The 16,572-nt window shown below is 65.8% G+C and carries 13 protein-coding genes; 5 read left to right on the top strand and 8 right to left on the bottom strand.

Going from position 1 to position 16,572, the window contains the following annotated elements:
* Positions 1-99: 99 nt before the first annotated feature.
* From dsbG to dsbD, 3 genes are read right to left on the bottom strand one after another with little or no spacing between them, the layout of a single operon-like run.
* Entirely contained in the window at positions 100-861 is a 762-nt protein-coding gene (dsbG, locus tag MFF34_RS19930; RefSeq protein WP_099454857.1) for a thiol:disulfide interchange protein DsbG, read from the bottom strand.
* A 1-nt stretch (position 862) separates the two neighbouring features.
* The gene (locus MFF34_RS19925; protein WP_238216016.1) at positions 863-1,699 is read right to left on the bottom strand and encodes a TlpA family protein disulfide reductase; all 837 of its coding nucleotides are present in this window, start codon (positions 1,697-1,699) and stop codon (positions 863-865) included.
* Positions 1,699-3,411, bottom strand: a complete 1,713-nt coding sequence (dsbD, locus tag MFF34_RS19920) for a protein-disulfide reductase DsbD (RefSeq protein WP_238216014.1) — start codon at positions 3,409-3,411, stop codon at positions 1,699-1,701. The genes MFF34_RS19925 and dsbD overlap by 1 nt, the downstream gene beginning before the upstream one ends.
* Before the next feature lie 165 nt (positions 3,412-3,576).
* Here dsbD and MFF34_RS19915 point away from each other — a divergent pair, with 165 nt between their 5' ends.
* From MFF34_RS19915 to MFF34_RS19905, 3 genes are all read left to right on the top strand, one after another.
* Positions 3,577-4,260: a response regulator transcription factor gene (locus MFF34_RS19915; RefSeq protein ID WP_027592904.1), complete on the top strand. Its 684-nt coding sequence runs from the start codon at positions 3,577-3,579 to the stop codon at positions 4,258-4,260.
* A complete protein-coding gene (locus MFF34_RS19910; RefSeq protein WP_099454853.1) occupies positions 4,257-5,579 on the top strand; it encodes an ATP-binding protein in 1,323 nt (440 codons plus the stop codon). Before MFF34_RS19915 ends, MFF34_RS19910 begins: the two co-directional genes overlap by 4 nt.
* 156 nt (positions 5,580-5,735) lie before the next feature.
* Entirely contained in the window at positions 5,736-7,127 is a 1,392-nt protein-coding gene (locus MFF34_RS19905; protein WP_238216012.1) for an aspartate aminotransferase family protein, read from the top strand.
* 40 nt (positions 7,128-7,167) lie between these two features.
* Here the strand turns inward: MFF34_RS19905 and MFF34_RS19900 are convergent, their stop codons facing one another.
* Positions 7,168-8,136 (bottom strand): siderophore-interacting protein, encoded by a 969-nt coding sequence (locus MFF34_RS19900; RefSeq protein WP_238216010.1) that lies wholly within the window; start codon positions 8,134-8,136, stop codon positions 7,168-7,170.
* 72 nt (positions 8,137-8,208) lie between these two features.
* On the bottom strand, positions 8,209-9,330 hold the full coding sequence (locus MFF34_RS19895; protein WP_238216008.1) for a cupin-like domain-containing protein: 1,122 nt from the start codon (positions 9,328-9,330) through the stop codon (positions 8,209-8,211).
* 140 nt (positions 9,331-9,470) lie between these two features.
* On the opposite strand from MFF34_RS19895, the gene MFF34_RS19890 reads away from it, so the two are divergent.
* Positions 9,471-10,433, top strand: coding sequence for an alpha/beta hydrolase (locus MFF34_RS19890; RefSeq protein ID WP_238216006.1), 963 nt, complete (start codon positions 9,471-9,473; stop codon positions 10,431-10,433).
* A gap of 158 nt (positions 10,434-10,591) precedes the next feature.
* Here MFF34_RS19890 and MFF34_RS19885 read toward each other — a convergent pair whose 3' ends face one another.
* Both MFF34_RS19885 and pvdM read right to left on the bottom strand, forming a co-directional pair.
* A complete protein-coding gene (locus MFF34_RS19885) occupies positions 10,592-11,875 on the bottom strand; it encodes an aminotransferase class V-fold PLP-dependent enzyme (RefSeq protein ID WP_238216004.1) in 1,284 nt (427 codons plus the stop codon).
* 16 nt (positions 11,876-11,891) lie between these two features.
* A complete protein-coding gene (gene pvdM / locus MFF34_RS19880; protein WP_085272556.1) occupies positions 11,892-13,238 on the bottom strand; it encodes a pyoverdine-tailoring dipeptidase-like protein PvdM in 1,347 nt (448 codons plus the stop codon).
* A 198-nt stretch (positions 13,239-13,436) separates the two neighbouring features.
* Between pvdM and MFF34_RS19875 the strand changes: the two genes are divergently transcribed.
* Positions 13,437-15,062, top strand: coding sequence for a PvdJ/PvdD/PvdP-like protein (locus MFF34_RS19875; RefSeq protein ID WP_238216002.1), 1,626 nt, complete (start codon positions 13,437-13,439; stop codon positions 15,060-15,062).
* Positions 15,063-15,168: 106 nt separating this feature from the next.
* Here MFF34_RS19875 and MFF34_RS19870 read toward each other — a convergent pair whose 3' ends face one another.
* A complete protein-coding gene (locus tag MFF34_RS19870) occupies positions 15,169-16,572 on the bottom strand; it encodes an efflux transporter outer membrane subunit (RefSeq protein ID WP_238216000.1) in 1,404 nt (467 codons plus the stop codon).

The raw sequence follows: 16,572 nt of genomic DNA, 5'->3' as shown, positions 1-16,572 counted from the left end.
TATGCCGAGAGTTTTGCGGGGCGGCGGACATCGAGCGCCGCCCGCGCGGCGCTCGCGCGGCGCTCGATTTCTGCTCCATTGCAAAATTCAAGACATGCGCTAGCGTTTACCCAAAATCTTCCCCAGCAGCTCCGGCCGCGGCGCCCCTTGCTGGCTCTGCAAGTTGCCCTGCTCATCCTGATAGAAAATCGCCGGGGTTGCCTGCAGCCCCATTTCTTCCATCAACGCCATGTTCGCCGCCAGCTTCTGCTGCACGGCCTCTGGCACCTTCTCCAGCGGCTTGAGCGTACTGGCCTTGCCGGCCTTCTCGTGCTCTGCCAATGCTTTGGCCGGGTCTTTGGCCGCCAGCAATGCCGCCGACTTGGCGGGGCTGTCCTCGCGAATGATGCCAACCATGATGTGGCGCAGCTGCACCTTGCCCGACTCGACCCACGGCCGCGCCTGTTCCCAGAACATGTTGCAGTACGGGCAGTTGGGGTCGCTGAACAGGTACACCTTGCGCGGGGCGTCGGCCTTGCCGTCGGCGATCCAGGCGGTTTTCTCCATCTTCGCCCAGATTTCCTTGCTCATCGGCCCATACACCAGCTTGTCCAGCGGTGCGGCGCTGAGGTCTTGGCCTTGTTCGTCGAACAAGCTGCCGACCAGCACATGCTTGCCATCAGGCGTCAAGTACAGGGCGATGCCGTTGTTCTGGTATTCGGCGGCGTAGCCGCGCAGGCCGTCGGGGGCGTCGAAGCTGCCCTTGATCACGGCGCCCTTGGCTTGTAGTTGCTGGATCGCCTTGGGCAGCGCGTCTTCGGCGTGCAAGGGCGGGGCGGCCAGCAGGGCCAGGGACAGGGGCAGTAGTGCAGTCAATCGCATGTCAGTTTCCTTGTGCGGCAGGGGTGGGCGCGATGGCCCGGTCGAAAGGTTCCAGGGCATGGCGCAGGCTGGCCCGGGACAGCTCGCCAAGGTGGCTGCCGATCAGCCGCCCATCACTGTCGTAGAACAGCGTGGTGGGCAGGGCCATCGAGCCGACGCGCTGGGCCAGTTGCCCGGCGCCGTCGAACAGCACGTGGGTCAGGCTCAAGCCAGTGGTGGCGAGGAAGGTGCTGACGTTCTCGGGTGTTTCACCTTGGTTGACGAACAAGAAAGTCACGTGGGGATAGTCGCCCTGGGCCTGTTGCAGCACCGGCATCTCACGGCGGCACGGCGGGCACCAGGTGGCCCAGATGTTGATGACCAGTGGCTTGCCGCGGTAACTGTGCAACGCCACGGTCTGCCCGCCGGCGTTGCGCAGGCTCAGCTCAGGCAGCTCGGTGCCTTTGCTGTACAGGTGGCTGCCCAGGCTGCTCAGGCCCCAGAACAACGCGCCGCTGAACAATGCCCAGCCCAGCGGGCGGCGCAGGCCTGGTTGACGCCAGCCTTGCCAGAGCGCGGCCAGCACGATGCCGGCAAGGCCAGACCAGAACAGGAAGCCGCCGTCGCGAATGTCGATGACCTGCACCAGGTCATCCTGGTACATCGGCCAGTAGGCCACGACGAAGCCCAGGCGCGCGCACAGCACACCGATCAGAAACAGGTTGAACAGGGCCGACTCCGGGCTTTCGCCACCGCGTCGGGCGACCCACCAGCCGACCACGCTGGCGATCACCAAGGCGGTGAGTATCAGCAGGTGGTTCAGGGCCATGGTCAGTGGCCCGAGGGTTACGGTCAGCATCAGCCTTGGCTCCTGGTCTGGGTCCAGTGTTGCAGGAACGCGGCGGCATCCACTTCACCGGTGATGCGCCGTGCGCGGCGTTCGTCGCCTTCCGGGCCGACCCAGATGATGCTGGGCGGGCCGGGTACCTGGTAGCGTTGCAACAATGCCTTGCTCGCCGGGGTGTCGGCGGTCACGTCCAGGCGCAGCAGGTGCACGCCGGCCAGGCTGGCTTGCACGTCGGCGCGGGTGAAGACGTTTTTTTCCATGACCTTGCACGACACGCACCAGTCGGCATAGTAGTCGACCATCACCCACTGGCCACGGGCTTTGGCGGCCTCCAGTTCGCGTTGCAGGTCCTCGGGGCGGTTGACGGTGACAAAGGCATCCTCGGCGTGCTGCCCGGCCGCAGGCGCGGCACCCCCGGCGAACGGGCGCAGGGGTTGCCAGAGGTCATCCCCCCCGGCGGCCGCGCCGACCAGCAACAGGGCACCCCAGAGCGCGCCCAGCAACGGCACCGCGCGCAGTGCCGGCAACCGTTGCAGGGCCGGCCAGGCGGCCCAGGCCAAGGCGATCACCCAGGCGCCGCTCAGGGCCAGCAGCAGGCTTTCTGGCAGCAGGCTGCGCACGGTGTACAAGGCCATGGCCAGGAACACGAAGCCGAACACGCCCTTGACCCGATTCATCCATGCGCCGGGGCGTGGCAGGTAGCGATTGCCCAGGGTCACCAGCAACAGCAGCGGCACGCCCATGCCCAGGCCCAGGCTGAACAGCACCAGCGCACCCTGCAGCACGTCGCCGCTCTGGGCGATATACAACAGCGCGCCGGCCAGCGGTGCGGTCATGCACGGGCCGAGCAGCAAGCCAGAAAGCGCCCCGAGCAACGCCGCGCCGTAAAGGTTGCCGCCGCGGGTGCCTTGGCCGGCGCGGTCGAGGCGATCGCGCAGGGCAGCGGGCAACTGCAGCTCGAAGGCGCCGAACATCGGCAGCGCCAGCAACACGAACAGTACCGCCAGGCTGCCCAGCAGCCAGGGTTGCTGCAACCAGGCCTGCAGGCTGGCGCCGAGCAGCGCGGCCACTACCCCCAGGGCGGCGTACACCAACGCCATGCTCAGCACGTAGACCCCGGCCAGCAGCCAGCCGCGCCGGGCACTGGCGCCATTGCCCAGCACCAGCCCGGCAAGGATCGGCAGCATCGGCAGCGAGCAAGGGGTAAAGGCCAGCAGCAAACCGAGGCCGAAGAAGGCCAGCAGGCCCCAAGCCAGGTTGCCCTGTTGCAGGTTGCTGGCCAGGGCCTGGTCGCTGGCCTGATCGGCGGCGGGGGCCACGCTACCACCCAAGTCGATGGCGGTGGTCTGCGGTGGGTAGCACAGGCCGGCGTCGGCACAGCCTTGCCAGCCCAGGCGCAGTTGGCCTTGCGCACTGGCCGGAATCAGCAGTTCGAGCTGGTCGCGGTACACCGCGCTGTCGCCGAAAAATTCGTCATGGTGGTTGAGCGCGGGGGGCAGCTGTGGCTGCTGCTCGGGGCTCAGGCCGTCGAACTTCAGGCGCTTCTGGTACAGGTAGTAGCCTTGCTTGATCTGGAAGAACAGGCGCATCTGGCCGTCGGGTTGGCGGTCGTGGCTCAGGACAAAGGCCTGGTCGACCGGCAGGAAGTCGGATTTGACCTCGAACGGGTTGGCTTGCAGGGGGCCGGCCAGCAGAAGGGCCAGGAACAGAAAGAGGGCGCGCATGTCTTCGCCTTGGCTATACGATGAAGTGGGCCATGCTGGCCTGGGTCGATTAACCCAAGGTTAACCCGGTCCTACATCCCCCCTAAACGCACGCTCAAGGTCCATAATCCCCACTTAATCCACCCGTGGTGCAGTATCTGCCTCACTTACCCCGGAGCCCCCACCATGCACGTTCTGCTCTGCGAGGACGATGACCTGATCGCCAGCGGCATCTGCGCCGGCCTCACCGCCCAGGGCCTGACCGTGGACCGGGTAGCCAATGCCGCAGGTGCGCGGGCGATGCTCCAGGCCGCGCAGTTCGATGTGATGATCCTCGACCTCGGCCTGCCCGACGAGGATGGCCTCAAGCTGTTGCGGCGCTTGCGTCAGCAGGGCGAGACTCTGCCTGTGCTGGTGCTCACCGCCCGCGATGCGGTCACCGACCGGGTCGATGGCTTGCAAGCCGGTGCCGACGACTACCTGCTCAAGCCGTTCGACCTGCGCGAGCTGGCAGCGCGCCTGCACACCCTGCTGCGCCGGGTGGCCGGGCGCGCGGTGAATGTCATCGAGCATGGGCCGCTGCGTTATGACCCTAGCAGCTGCGAAGCCTTTCTGGCCGGGCAGCCGGTCGATCTGTCCCGTCGTGAGCAGGCGCTGCTCCAGGCATTGCTGCAGAACCCTGGGCGGGTGCTGTCCAGCGAGCAGTTGAAGGACTGCGTGTACGGCTTCAGCGATGAGGTCGAAAGCAACGCCCTCAACGTGCATATCCACCACCTGCGCCGCAAACTTGGCAACGGTATCGTCGAGACCGTGCGCGGCCTGGGCTACCGGCTCGGCCCGGCGCAAGCACCGGAAGAGGCTGCTTCATGAGCCTGCGGGTACGCCTGAGCCTGATCCTGGGCAGCGCCTTCGTGATTATCTGGGTACTGGCTGCCGCGTGGATGCTGCGCGACCTGCGCCAGCAGATGATGTTCTCCCTCGACCAGCGTCTAGTGGCCTCGGCACGCATGGTGGCCGGGTTGATCGACCAGTTGCCGCAGCCGCTGGCGGCGAAGGGCGAGGACGCGCACTTTTCCGCCGACCAGTTCAGCGTGCCGGATGGCATGGCGTGCCAGGTAAGCTCGCTGCGCGGCGAGATCCTGGCCAGCAACCACAAGCATGATGGCGCCATGGATGACCAGCGCAGCGGCTTCCGTGACCAGACCATCGACGGCGCGTTGTGGCGTACGTTCACCTACAACCACGGCGATGTGCGCATCACCACCGCCGACCGCCACATGGAGCGCGAGGCCCTCAACCAGTCGATCCTGCTGGCCGCCTCGGCGCCGGTGCTGATGGCTTTGCTCGGCAGCCTCGGCCTGTTGTGGATCGGCTTGGGCAAGGGCCTGGAGCCGCTCAACCGGATGCGCGACGCCTTGCGTCGAAGGCGCGCCGACAGCGTCGAGCCCCTGCAGGTGGCGGGCCTGCCCAGCGAGCTGCAGCCGCTGTTGGACACGCAGAACCAGTTGTTCCTGCGGATCGCCCAGACCATCGAGCGCGAACGGCGCCTGACCGATGACGCCGCCCACGAGCTGCGCAGCCCGCTGACGGCGATCAAGACTCACCTGCAGGTGGCGCGGATGACCGACGGCGCGGTGCGTGAACAGGCATTGGAGCATGCCGAGCAAGGTACCGACCGCATGCACCGCACGCTTGAGCAACTGCTGATGCTGGCGCGTGTGGAAGGCAGCCTGTCGTTCGAGGATGGCGTGCAGTGCAGTGCCGAGCAGGTCGCCCGGCAGGCGGTGCAGGATGCCGGCGGTGGCGATAACCGTCGCATCGTATTGCGCCTGCCCGAGGAGGCCACGCAAATCTACCTGGGCATGCCCGCGCCGCTGGCAGTTGCGGCCTTGCGCAACCTGCTGGACAACGCCCTGCGCCATGGTGGCGAAAGCGCGGTGGAGCTGGAGGTGCAGATGACTGACGGCCAGGTGGGGTTCATGGTGCGCGACCACGGGCCGGGCATTGCCGAGGCAGACCTGCAGCACCTGACCGAGCGTTTCTGGCGCAACGGCCAGAGTGGCGGGTGTGGGTTGGGCTTGGCGATCGTCCAGGCAATCGTGCAACGCTGTGCCGGCAGCCTGCGTTTCGACAGCCGTAGCGATGGCTTGCGGGTGCTGTTGCAGGTACCAGCGCGTTCGGGACGTTGATCTGGGCCGGTCTATTGGCCGGCCCAGGCTGTAAAAATCCCACAACAACCGCTAAATCCTCCTTGCGCTGAAGCGTTCTCCAAGCGACAACTACCCGCACACATCTGCTTACAGGGGCGTGGCGGGGCAATTTCGCTTGCTTGCGAGGATCTACCCATGTCGACCGCTTCCAGCCTTGCCCAGGTCTTGCCGGCCAGTGCGCCGCAACCCCTGTACGCGTTCACCGATTCGCCCTTGCTGCAACGCCAGCAGCAACAGGAATCCAACGCCCGCAGCTACCCGCGGCGCATCCCGCTGGCGCTCAAGCGCGCCCGTGGCATCCATGTCGAAGATGTCGAAGGCCGTCAGTTCATCGACTGCCTGGCCGGTGCCGGCACCTTGGCCCTGGGCCATAACCACCCGGTGGTGATCGAGGCGATCCAGCGTGTACTGGCCGACGAACTGCCGCTGCACACCCTCGACCTGACCACGCCGGTCAAGGACCGCTTTGTTCAGGACCTGTTCGGCGTGCTGCCCGAGGCGCTGCGCCGGGAAGCCAAGGTGCAGTTTTGCGGCCCGACCGGGACCGATGCCGTTGAGGCGGCGCTGAAACTGGTGCGCGGCGCCACGGGGCGCAGCACCGTGCTGGCCTTCCAAGGTGCCTACCATGGCATGAGCCAAGGTGCGCTGAGCCTGATGGGCAGCCACGGGCCCAAGCAGCCGTTGGGTGCCTTGTTGGGCAACGGTGTGCAGTTCATGCCGTACCCGTACGACTACCGTTGCCCGTTCGGCCTGGGTGGCGAAGCGGGGGTGAAGGCTAACCTGCATTACCTGGAAAACCTGCTGCTCGACCCAGAAAGCGGTGTGCCGCTGCCGGCTGCAGTGATTCTTGAAGTGGTGCAGGGCGAGGGCGGGGTGATCCCGGCCGATATCGAGTGGCTCAAGGGCGTGCGGCGGATCACCGAGCAAGCCGGGGTGGCGCTGATCGTCGACGAGATCCAGAGCGGCTTCGCCCGCACCGGGCGGATGTTCGCCTTCGAACATGCCGGAATCGTGCCGGACGTGGTGACCTTGTCCAAGGCAATCGGCGGCAGCCTGCCGCTGGCAGTGGTGGTGTACCGCGACTGGCTGGACACCTGGAAGCCGGGCGCCCATGCCGGTACCTTCCGTGGTAACCAGATGGCTATGGCCGCAGGTTCCGCAGTGATTAATTACCTGGTCGAACATCGCCTGGCCGAGCATGCCGAGGCCATGGGCCAGCGCCTGCGCCAGCATTTGCTTCACCTGCAGCGGGATTACCCACAACTGGGTGATATCCGTGGGCGTGGGCTGATGCTTGGGGTGGAGCTGGTCGACCCGCAGGGCCAGCGTGATGCCCTAGGTCACCCTGTGGCCAACCGTGAGCTTGCGCCGAAGGTGCAGCGTGAGTGCCTCAAGCGTGGCCTGATCCTGGAGCTGGGTGGGCGCCATGGCGCGGTGGTGCGCTTCCTGCCGCCGTTGATCATCAGTGGCGAGCAGATCGACGACGTGGCGCAGCGGTTTGCCGAAGCCCTCAGGGCAGCTGTCTGATCATTACCGGGGGCGCACAGCGCCCCCCGGCATTACTGCATCAGTCGAAAGTGCGCCCAGCCCGCCAATACCCCATCAGCGTCAGGCTGTCTCGCGGCAATCCGCGTTCCTTGATCAAGTACCGGCGAATATCCATCACCGTCGCCGACTCGCCCGCCACCCAGGCATGGAATGCGCTGTGGCGTGTGCTGGCCTGTTCCCACAAGATGCGCGTGTCGATGTCCACCTCTTCCAGTTTCAGCTGGGGTGCGGCGCTGCCATTGGGCAGGTCGGCCAGCTCGCGCACGGCATGCTGCATGGCCTGGCCATGCTCGCAATGCAGCAGCTCGCGGGGCAGCCAGTGCACGTGGGCGGCGGCGCTGTGGCGCAGCGCCAGGCAGTCGGCCTCCAAGGGCACCTCGATAAAGGCTTGCACCGCGAGCTCGGGCTGCAGGTTGACCAATTGTTCAAGTATGCCGGCGATGGCCGGTAGCGCCGTTTCATCGCCTACCAGCAAGACCTTACGTACGCCTTGGGGCGGCTTCCATTCATAACCGCCCGGGTCACCGGCATAGGCCAGATTGGGGGCAACCATTTGCAGGCCATCGCCCACCTGGGCGTGGGTGGCCCAGGCCGAGGCAGGCCCGTTGACGCCGTGCAACACGAAATCGACATCGACCTCCAGGGCTTCCCGGCGCAAGTCTCGAATGGTGTAGGTACGCATCGGCGGGCGTTGGGCTGGCGGCAGGGCGCTGTGCGCGGCCTTCCAGTGCAGCTCGTTCGGCAGGCTCGGCAGCGAGCCATCGGGGGCCGGGAAGAACAGCTTCACGCGCTGGTCAGGGGCCAAGGTGCACATTTGCGCAACATCGGGGCCAGTGAAGACCAGGCGCGTCAGCGACGGGCTGAGGCTGATGCGTCGGGCCAGCACCAGGTCGAACACACGGTAGGCGCTGGTGCTCGGCGAGCGGCCCTTGACTAGCCGGCGCAAGCCTTGCTGCAGCGCCTGGGACAGGCGGGTGGGGTTGGCCATGCGGGAGTCCTCTTGCAAGCGGTTTCTCTAGGAACGAGCCGACGCCACTGCAAATTAACCCCGCAGGTGCGGCTACCAGCCGCGCCCGGAATTCACCCAGAAGTTCACCGACAACGACGTGGACACAGACTGCACCTGGTGGAACCACCCTTCAGGCAGGAACAACAGGTCACCGGCCTGCAGCACCACGCGCAGGAACGGCACGTCACGCGCTGCTGGGAAGCGCTGGTAGTCCGGTGCGTCGGGGTTGAAATCGCAGCCGTCCAGGCCGCCCTTGGGGCTGGTCGACCAGGTGCCCAGCGCCGCACGGTGGTGGGGCGCAGCCAGGATGAACGACTTCTGCCCCCACACCTGGGCGAACAGGTTGTCAGTGTCGTCGCGGTGCAGGGGCGTCAGGGTGCCCTTGGGGCCGATCCAGATGCGTGGCGAGATGAAGCGCTGGCGCTCGAAGTAGTCCGGAAAGCGGATCAGCGTCAGGAGTTTCTCCGGGACGATGTTGTTGCCCATGTAGGCCGGCGTTTCGCCAGGCTTGGCCGGGGTGTCCAGCGAGGCGATGAAATCGGCCATGGAGGTCGAACGGAAGTCGCGGTCGGTGGAGAAGGTTTTCTTGACGTAGTCACCGTGCCGGGTAATGCCTTGCAGCTCGGCGAAATGCTCAAGTGACGCTTCGCGGCCCATGGTGAACAGCGGCCAGTCCTGCAGGGCATCGCTGAGCACCACCGGTATGCCGTGCGCCAGGTAGTCGCTTTGAAACCGTTGCAGGGGCATGTCTGCCCGGGCAATGCGCTGCACCTCGCGCTGCGCCGGCAGCGCGGCCGAGACCCGCTCGCTGAGGCGTGGCGGCGTTGGGTAGCGTTGGTTCATCGCCACTTTGGTTGCTGCGGCGCCTTTGCGGGCGTTGTTGATGATTTGCGGCAGCAAGGTGGCCAGGCCCATGTTGCCGGTGATCTTCAGGCGTGCGCTGGCGAACAGCTCCTCGACGTTGGCCGTGCCGCCCATGATGCCGAGGAAGTCGCGCTCGGCCACTTCGATGGTGACATCCGGGGTGCTGTGCCGGCCTGCGCCGGTGCGGCTGGTGTCGCGCACTTCCGACCAGAAGGCCCGGTCCTGGCCGAAGACGAACTGGAACACGCCTTCGATGCCGACGGCATGGGCGTTGGCGAACAGTTTGCTGAGGATGCTCTGAAGGTCCACGGTTAGCCTCTGACGGGATTTCGTTGTGCAGGGATAACGAGTGTGTCCGCCATCGATTTAGCGGCGCTTACGGCTAATTTTCGGTGCGCCTTCTACGTCCCGTAGGGACAGCAGTCATATTGTTCAAGCAAGGATCCGACATGGCATTGCACCCTGATCTGGCGGGATTTCTGGAACTGGTCGAATTTGGCCGGTTGACGGGCAGAAGCCTGCCCATGCACGCGATGGACGTGGCTCAGGCCCGGGCCGAGTTCGAGGGCAGTTCGCAGGTGCTCGACCCAAGCCCGCCCGGCAGCGTGGCGGTGAGCGAGCTGCAGGTCCCGGCGCGCGATGGCGCCAGCCTGCCAGCGCGTCTGTACCGCACGGGTGACGCAGGCGATGCCTTGCAGCCGGTGATCTTCTACCTGCACGGTGGTGGCTATGTGGTGGGCAGCCTCGACTCGCATGATTCGGTGTGCCGCCGCCTGGCAGCCATGGGTGAGTTTGCGGTGCTGGCGCCGGACTACCGATTGGCGCCGGAGCAGCAGTTTCCGGTGGCGCTGCATGATGTGCTGGATGCCGCCAACTGGCTGGCCGAGCAGGCTGGGGCGTTGGGCTTGGACAACCGCCGGGTGGTGGTGGCCGGGGACAGCGTCGGTGCCAGCCTGGCCGCCGTGCTGGCCATCACGGCCGTCGAGCAGCCCGAAGCGCTGGCGTTCAAGCCGCTGGCGCAGTTGCTGTTCTACCCGGTGACAGACATTTCCTGCCAGCGCGACTCTCACCGCGAGCATGCCGAGGGGTACCTGCTGGAAACGCCTACCCTGGAGTGGTTCTACCAGCACTATACGCCGCAGCCGGAGCAGCGTCTGGACTGGCGTGTGTCGCCCTTGCTGTCGACGGTGCGTGAGCCATTGGCGCCGGCGTACCTGTTCGTGGCCGAGTACGATCCGTTGCATGACGAAGGGCTTGCCTACCGAGACTGGCTGGTGGCGGGTGGGACCGAGGTGACGTTTGCCCGGGTCGAGGGGCTGACCCATGACTTCTTGCGCATGTCCGGGATCGTGGGGCAGGTGGGGGAGATTTATCAGGATGTGGGGGGCTGGCTGAAGAAGGTTGGGGGGTGAGTTAACGTTGGAATCACTGGGGCCGCTTCGCGCCCCTTTCGCGACGCAAGGCCGCTCCCACTGGTAAAGCGTCCCACCCTGGGGAGCCAACCAACTTGTGGGAGCGGCCTTGCGTCGCGAAAGGGGTGCGAAGCGCCCCCCCCCCGCATGCTTCAAGATCAACTCACCCGCCGCCCCAGCACATCGACCAAGCGGTCGATCTGGGCCTCGGTGTTCAGCAGCCCAGGCGCGGTACGCACCACCGGCCCAGCATCACGCGACACGGCATCGACGACAATGCGCTGGCTGTTGAGATACCCGGCCACGTCATCCGCATCCTGGCCCTTGACCCTGAAAAAGGTAAACCCAGCCGAGTACTGGGCACTGCGCGGCGTCACCAGTTCGACCGCTTCAACCGCCTCAAGACGCTGCTTGAGGTAGTCATTGAGCTCATGAATACGCGCCTGGATGTTCGCCTTGCCCTGCTGCAGGTGCAGTTCGAATGCCTTGCCCAGCGCCCAGCGGTGCTCAAAGGCGTGGTAGCCTCCTGGAGTCATGACGGTGGCGAAGTCTTCATTCTCGGAAAACGTGGCAATGGTCGGGTTCAGCTGCTTGAGCTCGGTGGAGGCCGCGCAGATGATCCCGGTGCCACGTGGCCCGAACATCCACTTGTGGGTGCCGGCGATGAAGTAGTCGCAGTTCAGGTCGGCAAAGCGCATGTCCTCGACGCCAAAGCCATGTACCCCGTCGATCACGTAAATAATGTGGTCCTTCTCGTCGCGCTGGCGATTGACCTCGCGCACCAGTGCGCCAATCTCGCCCACCGGCAGCTTCACACCACTGCCGGAATGGACCCAGGTCATGCCCAGTACCCGCGTCTTGGCGCTGATGGCCGCAGCCAGGGTGCCGAGTACCTGGTCGGTGCTGACCTGTGACGGGTTCTCGAACAGGCGCAAGCGGCGCACCGGCGTGCCATCGCGTGCAGTGCGGAAACTCATCGTCTGGCGCGCCGCCGAATGCTCGTGCACGGTGGTAAGAATTTCCTGCCCAGGTGCAAGCTTCAGGCCGCCATATATCAGGCCCAGGCCTTCCGTGGTACTGCCGGTCAGGGCGATCTGTCGGGGGTTTACCTCAAGGTAGCGACCGGCCCATTCACGCACTGCGGCCTCGTGCTTCCACTCCGCCTGGCTGTCCCAGTCAACCCTGCGCGCCGGGTGGCGGTCGAAGCTCGCCCGCAGGGCCTCGATGGCCTCGCGCACCGGCTTTGGGTGTGACGTGATCAGGAAGTTGGCGAAGTGCGCGTAGGCGGGGTCCAGGTCGAACAGGCCGCGAAAGGCGGCCCAGGCGTCGCTGCCAGCGGGTGGCAATGGCGCGGCCTGAGCGCCCGGCAGCAACTGGCTGGCCAAGGGCAGGGCCGCGGCCAGCAAGCCTGCTTGCCTGAGGAAGGTACGGCGGTCGTTCATGAAGGCGCTCGCAGGGTTATCGGGACGAAGTGGTGGCGGGTTGCGCGGCGTGCTGCACCTGCTCCCACACCCGCAGGAAGTTGCCGCCCCAGAGCTTGGCGATATCGGCCTCGGAGTAGCCGCGGGTGATCAGTTCGGCGGTGACGTTGCGCGCTTCGCTTGCGTCGTGCCAACCGTCGATGCCGCCGCCTTCATTGAAGTCCGAGCTCAGCCCCACATGGTCGATGCCGACCTTGCGCACCGTGTAGTCGATGGCGTCGCCGAAGTCCTTGAGCGTGGCCGGTGGCTCTTCGTCGAGGATGCCGTACAGCGCGTTGGCGTACTGGCCCACCTTCTGCTCCGGCCAGCCGGCGATGACCGGGTCACCCGGCATCAGCGCGTAGTTGAGGTTGGCCAGCGGCGGCAAGTCGTAGCGGGCGCGCAGGGCGTTGAGTTTGTCCTGGGTTTTCGCGCTCAGTGGCTTGAGGTAGGTGGAGAAGGCCACCAGTTGAATCACGCCGCCGCTGTCCTTGATCAGTTGCATTTCCTTGTCGGACAGGTTGCGGGCAATGTCGACCATGGCGCGTGGCGCAGAGTGCGACGCCACCACCGGCGCGCGGCTGAGGCTGACCGCCTGGGTCAGTGCCTTGCTCGACATCTGCGACACATCGATGATCACACCCAGGTCGTTAAGCCGCTGTACGGCGCGTTTGCCGACCGGCGAAAGGCCGTCCAAAGCATCGGCGGTGTCATTGAAGAACGGCAACGGGCGCGAAGAGTCGGCCCAGCTGTTGTTGCCCACGTAGCTGAAGCCGAACATGCGCACGCCGCGGGCGGCCCAGCGGTCGAGCTGGTCGATATCGTCGCCCAGGGCATAGGCATTGAGCATGCTGAGGAACACCGCGAACTTGCCTTCGCCGTGCAGGCGTCGCATGTCTTGCGGGGTGTAGGCGATACCGACCTGTTCGGGGAAGTCGCGGACCATGGCGTCGATGGCGTTGTAGCGCACGTCCTGGGTGTGGCGTGCGGCTTCGACGAAGCCTGCGGTCGGCCGGTGCGGGCCATCGTCGCCGGTCCACGATTCGGGCCAGGCGAAGATCGTCAGCGCGGCGCCAGACAGCCGCCCGCGGGCGGCCTTGGCCAGGTCGAAGCGGCCATTGCCATCCTTGTCGGCCTCGCTGCCTTCAGTGCCGAAAGTCAGCGGCAGGGTGACATGGCTGTCGAACGAGATGATGCGTTCCTGCAGGTCGTTGGCCTGGCGCACCACCTCTCTGGAGTAGCCAGCCGGTGTAGTGAAATAGTGCCAGGCGGCAAACCCAGCACCTGCGGTCACGGCCGCGGCCAGGCTGATAAACAGGGCTTTTTTCCAGCGTGGAGTCGTCATCTTGGTCTCAGTAGGTTCACCGTCGAGGGATGGGCATAGAGGCCGCCGCTACCTGCATTGAACGAGCCCACCCTGTGGAAATTTACCCAGCCGTGGCGGCGGCACTGCGTCGGTGCCGTTAAATTTCGAGGTGTGTACAACGTTCTAGCCTTGGACGGGCTGTGCTCCACGGCCGCAATAAATGCACAGGTAGTTGCAATGACGATTTCTCGACGCGGGTTCATCGCCGGTGTGGCATTGACGGGCGTGGTGGTGCCCGGTGCGTTGTATGTACAGCGCCAGGGGGCCGCCGAGGCGTTTCCGGAAACCCCCGGTGAGGCGGTCGTCGAATTGGCTGATACGCACCTGCAGCAGTTGGGTGACACCTTGCGCGGGATCTGGCGCTGGACCCTGCATGGCAAGGACGCTGGCCTGCAAGGGTTGCCTGAAGGTGAGCTGGAGCTGTTCCTGGATGTTGCGCCCAGTGGGCGGGCGTTGCGCGGCTACCTGGACACCCCCGAGCGCCTACGCAGTGACGAACAACCGCGCTACCGTGTGGTGGGCGACCTGCTGGCAGACAAACCGGGCACTTTACGCTGGCGCTTGTTCTCGAACTGGCCAGGTGAGGTGCAGGCCCGCTACGAATGCCATATCGTCATCGACGAGGTCTGGGGCCGCTTCGGCAACGCCGGGCCTGCGACCCTCAACGGGCGCATTGCGCCATTGGACCGAGCGTTGTCGTTGCCGGTGCAAGACAACCACTTTCTGGCGCTGAAACACACCTTCCCCGAGGCGCGCGAGCGCACGCCGTTAAGCCCGCAACTGCTGGCCTGGCTGATCACCCCGGAGCACCGACTGTTCCACCAGTTGTGGCATTCCTCGCGTGACAAATGGCACAAGCTGGACAAAGACAAGCAAGCAGCCCTGCGCGGCTTGGGCTGGCAGCCGGGGCCGCGTGATCGGGAGCGTGACGCGCGCGGCCGGCACAAGGACCGCAATGGTTCGGGTGAGGATTTCTTTTTCATGCACCGGCACATGCTTGGCAGTGCCCGCGCCTTGCAGGACCTGCCTTCATGGACGCGGTTTCCGCAGCCACAACCGGAGCTTGAGCGCGACCGTGCCGGGTTCGCCCGCTATTGGGACAACCATGACGGCAACGCCTTGCCACCCACCTGGTTGGCGAGTGGTGATGCGGAATACACCCAGTGGGTGCGCGACATCAAGAAACCGGATACCTACCATGGCAACTTCCAGGTCTGGGAGTCGCGTTACAGCGACCCGGACTACCTGAGCACGCTGACCCTGGGCCAATTCGGTTCGGAGGTGGAGCTGGGCCTGCATGACTGGCTGCACATGCGCTGGGCCTCGGTGCCGCGTGACCCGGCCAACGGCATGCCGGTGCCGACGGCGCGCACGCCTGACGACTTTGCAGCGCGTTGGTTTGCGGCCGAAAACGACTTCCTGGGTGACCCGTTTTCATCCCATGTGAACCCGGTGTTCTGGCACTTTCATGGCTGGATCGATGACCGCATCGAGGACTGGTTCCGCGCCCATGAGCGGGTTCACCCCGGCGAGGTGCGGCGCCTGGAAATCAACGGCGTGCCTTGGTTTGCGCCAGGGCGCTGGGTCGACGTGGCGGACCCTTGGCTAGGGCCTGACACCCATGGTTGCTCGACGGTGCCGGGCTTGCGACCGGGGCGCAGCGTCGAGATGGACCCGGAGACGATGAAGCTGGCTTTGCGCATCATCTACAGCGATGAAGACCTGTTCGGCAAGTTGCGACCGAAGGTGCCCCAGCGGCCTTGGTATGCGCGCAATCTGAAGGTGGCGCAGCGGTCGCTTTGAGGGGGGGGGATCGGGGTGTAGGGCGAGGGATTTTCGGTGGGTTTTAGATCGAGCGCCGCCCGCGCGGCGCTCGATCTAAAACCCGCAGCAAATCCATCGCCCTACACTACCGCTCAACCTTCCACCCACCCCCCAACGCTTTGTACAGCGCCACACTCCCTTGCAGCCGTGCCAAGCGCAGCTGCGCCTGCTGATCCTGAGCCAGGTACAGGGTGCGCTGGGTTTCAAGCACGCTGAGCAGGGTCTCGGCGCCCGCGCCATAGCGCTGCTGGGCCAGCTCGAAAGCCAGGCGCGCCTCCTGTACCTCCTCGTCCTGCCACCGGCGTTGGCGGTCCACGCCGTGAATCGCATTGAGCGCTTTCTCGACATCGGCGAAACCGGCCAGGATGCTGCCCCGGTACGTCTCCAACAACTCAGCTTGCTGGGCCTCGGCCAGGTCGCGAGAAGCGCGCAGCCGGCCGTTGTTGAAGATCGGCGCGACCAGCCCGGCGCTGAGGGTATAAAAAGAGCTGTCGAGCACATGAGCAAAGGTATTGGCGCCACTGCCCAGGTTGGCCCCTAGGGTCAACTTGGGCAGCATCGCTGCCCTGGCCACCTGTACGTTGGCGCTGGCCGCTGCCAGCCGCGCTTCGGCGGCGGCGATGTCGGGGCGACGGGCCAGCAGTTCGCTGGGGACGCCGCTGCCAATGGACGGCCACTGCAGCGCATCGAACGCTTCACGGCTGGCCGGCAGAGCTTGGACCGGGTCGCCGAGCAGCGTCGCCAAGGTGACCCGGCTGTCTCGCCACTGCTGTTCGAGCAACGGCACTTGCCGCTCCTGGGCGGCCACCAGGCTGCGCTGCTGGGCCAGCTCCAGGCGTGTGGCCGAGCCGGTGCGCTGGCGGGCTTCGACCAGGCCCAGCACGTCACGTGCATTGCGCAGGTTGAGCCGGGCGATGTTCAGTTGCGCTTCCAGGGCCAGGCCTTGCAGGTAGCTGTCGGCCACGGCGCTGACCAAGGTCAGCTCGACCGTCTGCCGGTCGAAGCGGCTGGCATCGAGGCTGCGCAAGGCACTGGCCCGTGCTGCGCGCAGGCCACCCCAGAAGTCGATTTCGTAGCTGGCGCTGAGTTTCAGGTCGAACGCGGTGCTGGTGCGTTCGCTGCTGCTGACGTCCAGTTGGTCGTTGCCTTCACCCTTCAACAGCCGCTGACGGCTGCCATCCAGGCCCAGGTTCAGTTCGGGCAGCAATGGCGCGCCAGCGATGACGGCCTGGGCCTGGGCCTGCCGCACACGCGCCGTGGCGGCCGCGAGGTCATAGGCGTTGAGCCGGGCACGCTCGACCAGGCGGTCCAGCTCGCTGCTGGCAAACGCGTGCCACCACTGTGCTGACGGCAGCTGGGTGGATGACGGTGCGGCCTCGCCTTGCCAGGCGTGCGGCGCGGCAATCCCGCTGTCAGGCGTGGGCGGCGTGTTGCAGGCGGCAAGGCTCAGGCACAAGGTCAATAGGCTGATTCGGCTTGGCAAGGTCAT

The organism is Pseudomonas sp. PAGU 2196 (genome assembly GCF_022179005.1).
GTDB classification, from domain to species: Bacteria; Pseudomonadota; Gammaproteobacteria; order Pseudomonadales; family Pseudomonadaceae; genus Aquipseudomonas; species Aquipseudomonas kermanshahensis.
Note: the sequence above shows the minus strand (reverse complement) of the source record. Positions and strands in the feature narration are given on the sequence as shown.

Bases quoted from the DNA above. Each gene is read 5' to 3' on its own strand.
- MFF34_RS19890 (WP_238216006.1), top strand. From the start codon at position 9,471: ATGGCATTGCACCCTGATCTGGCGGGATTTCTGGAACTGGTCGAATTT.
- MFF34_RS19910 (WP_099454853.1), top strand. From the start codon at position 4,257: ATGAGCCTGCGGGTACGCCTGAGCCTGATCCTGGGCAGCGCCTTCGTG.
- pvdM (WP_085272556.1), bottom strand. From the start codon at position 13,238: ATGACGACTCCACGCTGGAAAAAAGCCCTGTTTATCAGCCTGGCCGCG.
- MFF34_RS19870 (WP_238216000.1), bottom strand. From the start codon at position 16,572: ATGACCTTGCCAAGCCGAATCAGCCTATTGACCTTGTGCCTGAGCCTT.
- MFF34_RS19915 (WP_027592904.1), top strand. From the start codon at position 3,577: ATGCACGTTCTGCTCTGCGAGGACGATGACCTGATCGCCAGCGGCATC.
- MFF34_RS19885 (WP_238216004.1), bottom strand. From the start codon at position 11,875: ATGAACGACCGCCGTACCTTCCTCAGGCAAGCAGGCTTGCTGGCCGCG.
- dsbD (WP_238216014.1), bottom strand. From the start codon at position 3,411: ATGCGCGCCCTCTTTCTGTTCCTGGCCCTTCTGCTGGCCGGCCCCCTG.
- MFF34_RS19900 (WP_238216010.1), bottom strand. From the start codon at position 8,136: ATGGCCAACCCCACCCGCCTGTCCCAGGCGCTGCAGCAAGGCTTGCGC.
- MFF34_RS19925 (WP_238216016.1), bottom strand. From the start codon at position 1,699: ATGCTGACCGTAACCCTCGGGCCACTGACCATGGCCCTGAACCACCTG.
- MFF34_RS19905 (WP_238216012.1), top strand. From the start codon at position 5,736: ATGTCGACCGCTTCCAGCCTTGCCCAGGTCTTGCCGGCCAGTGCGCCG.
- MFF34_RS19875 (WP_238216002.1), top strand. From the start codon at position 13,437: ATGACGATTTCTCGACGCGGGTTCATCGCCGGTGTGGCATTGACGGGC.
- dsbG (WP_099454857.1), bottom strand. From the start codon at position 861: ATGCGATTGACTGCACTACTGCCCCTGTCCCTGGCCCTGCTGGCCGCC.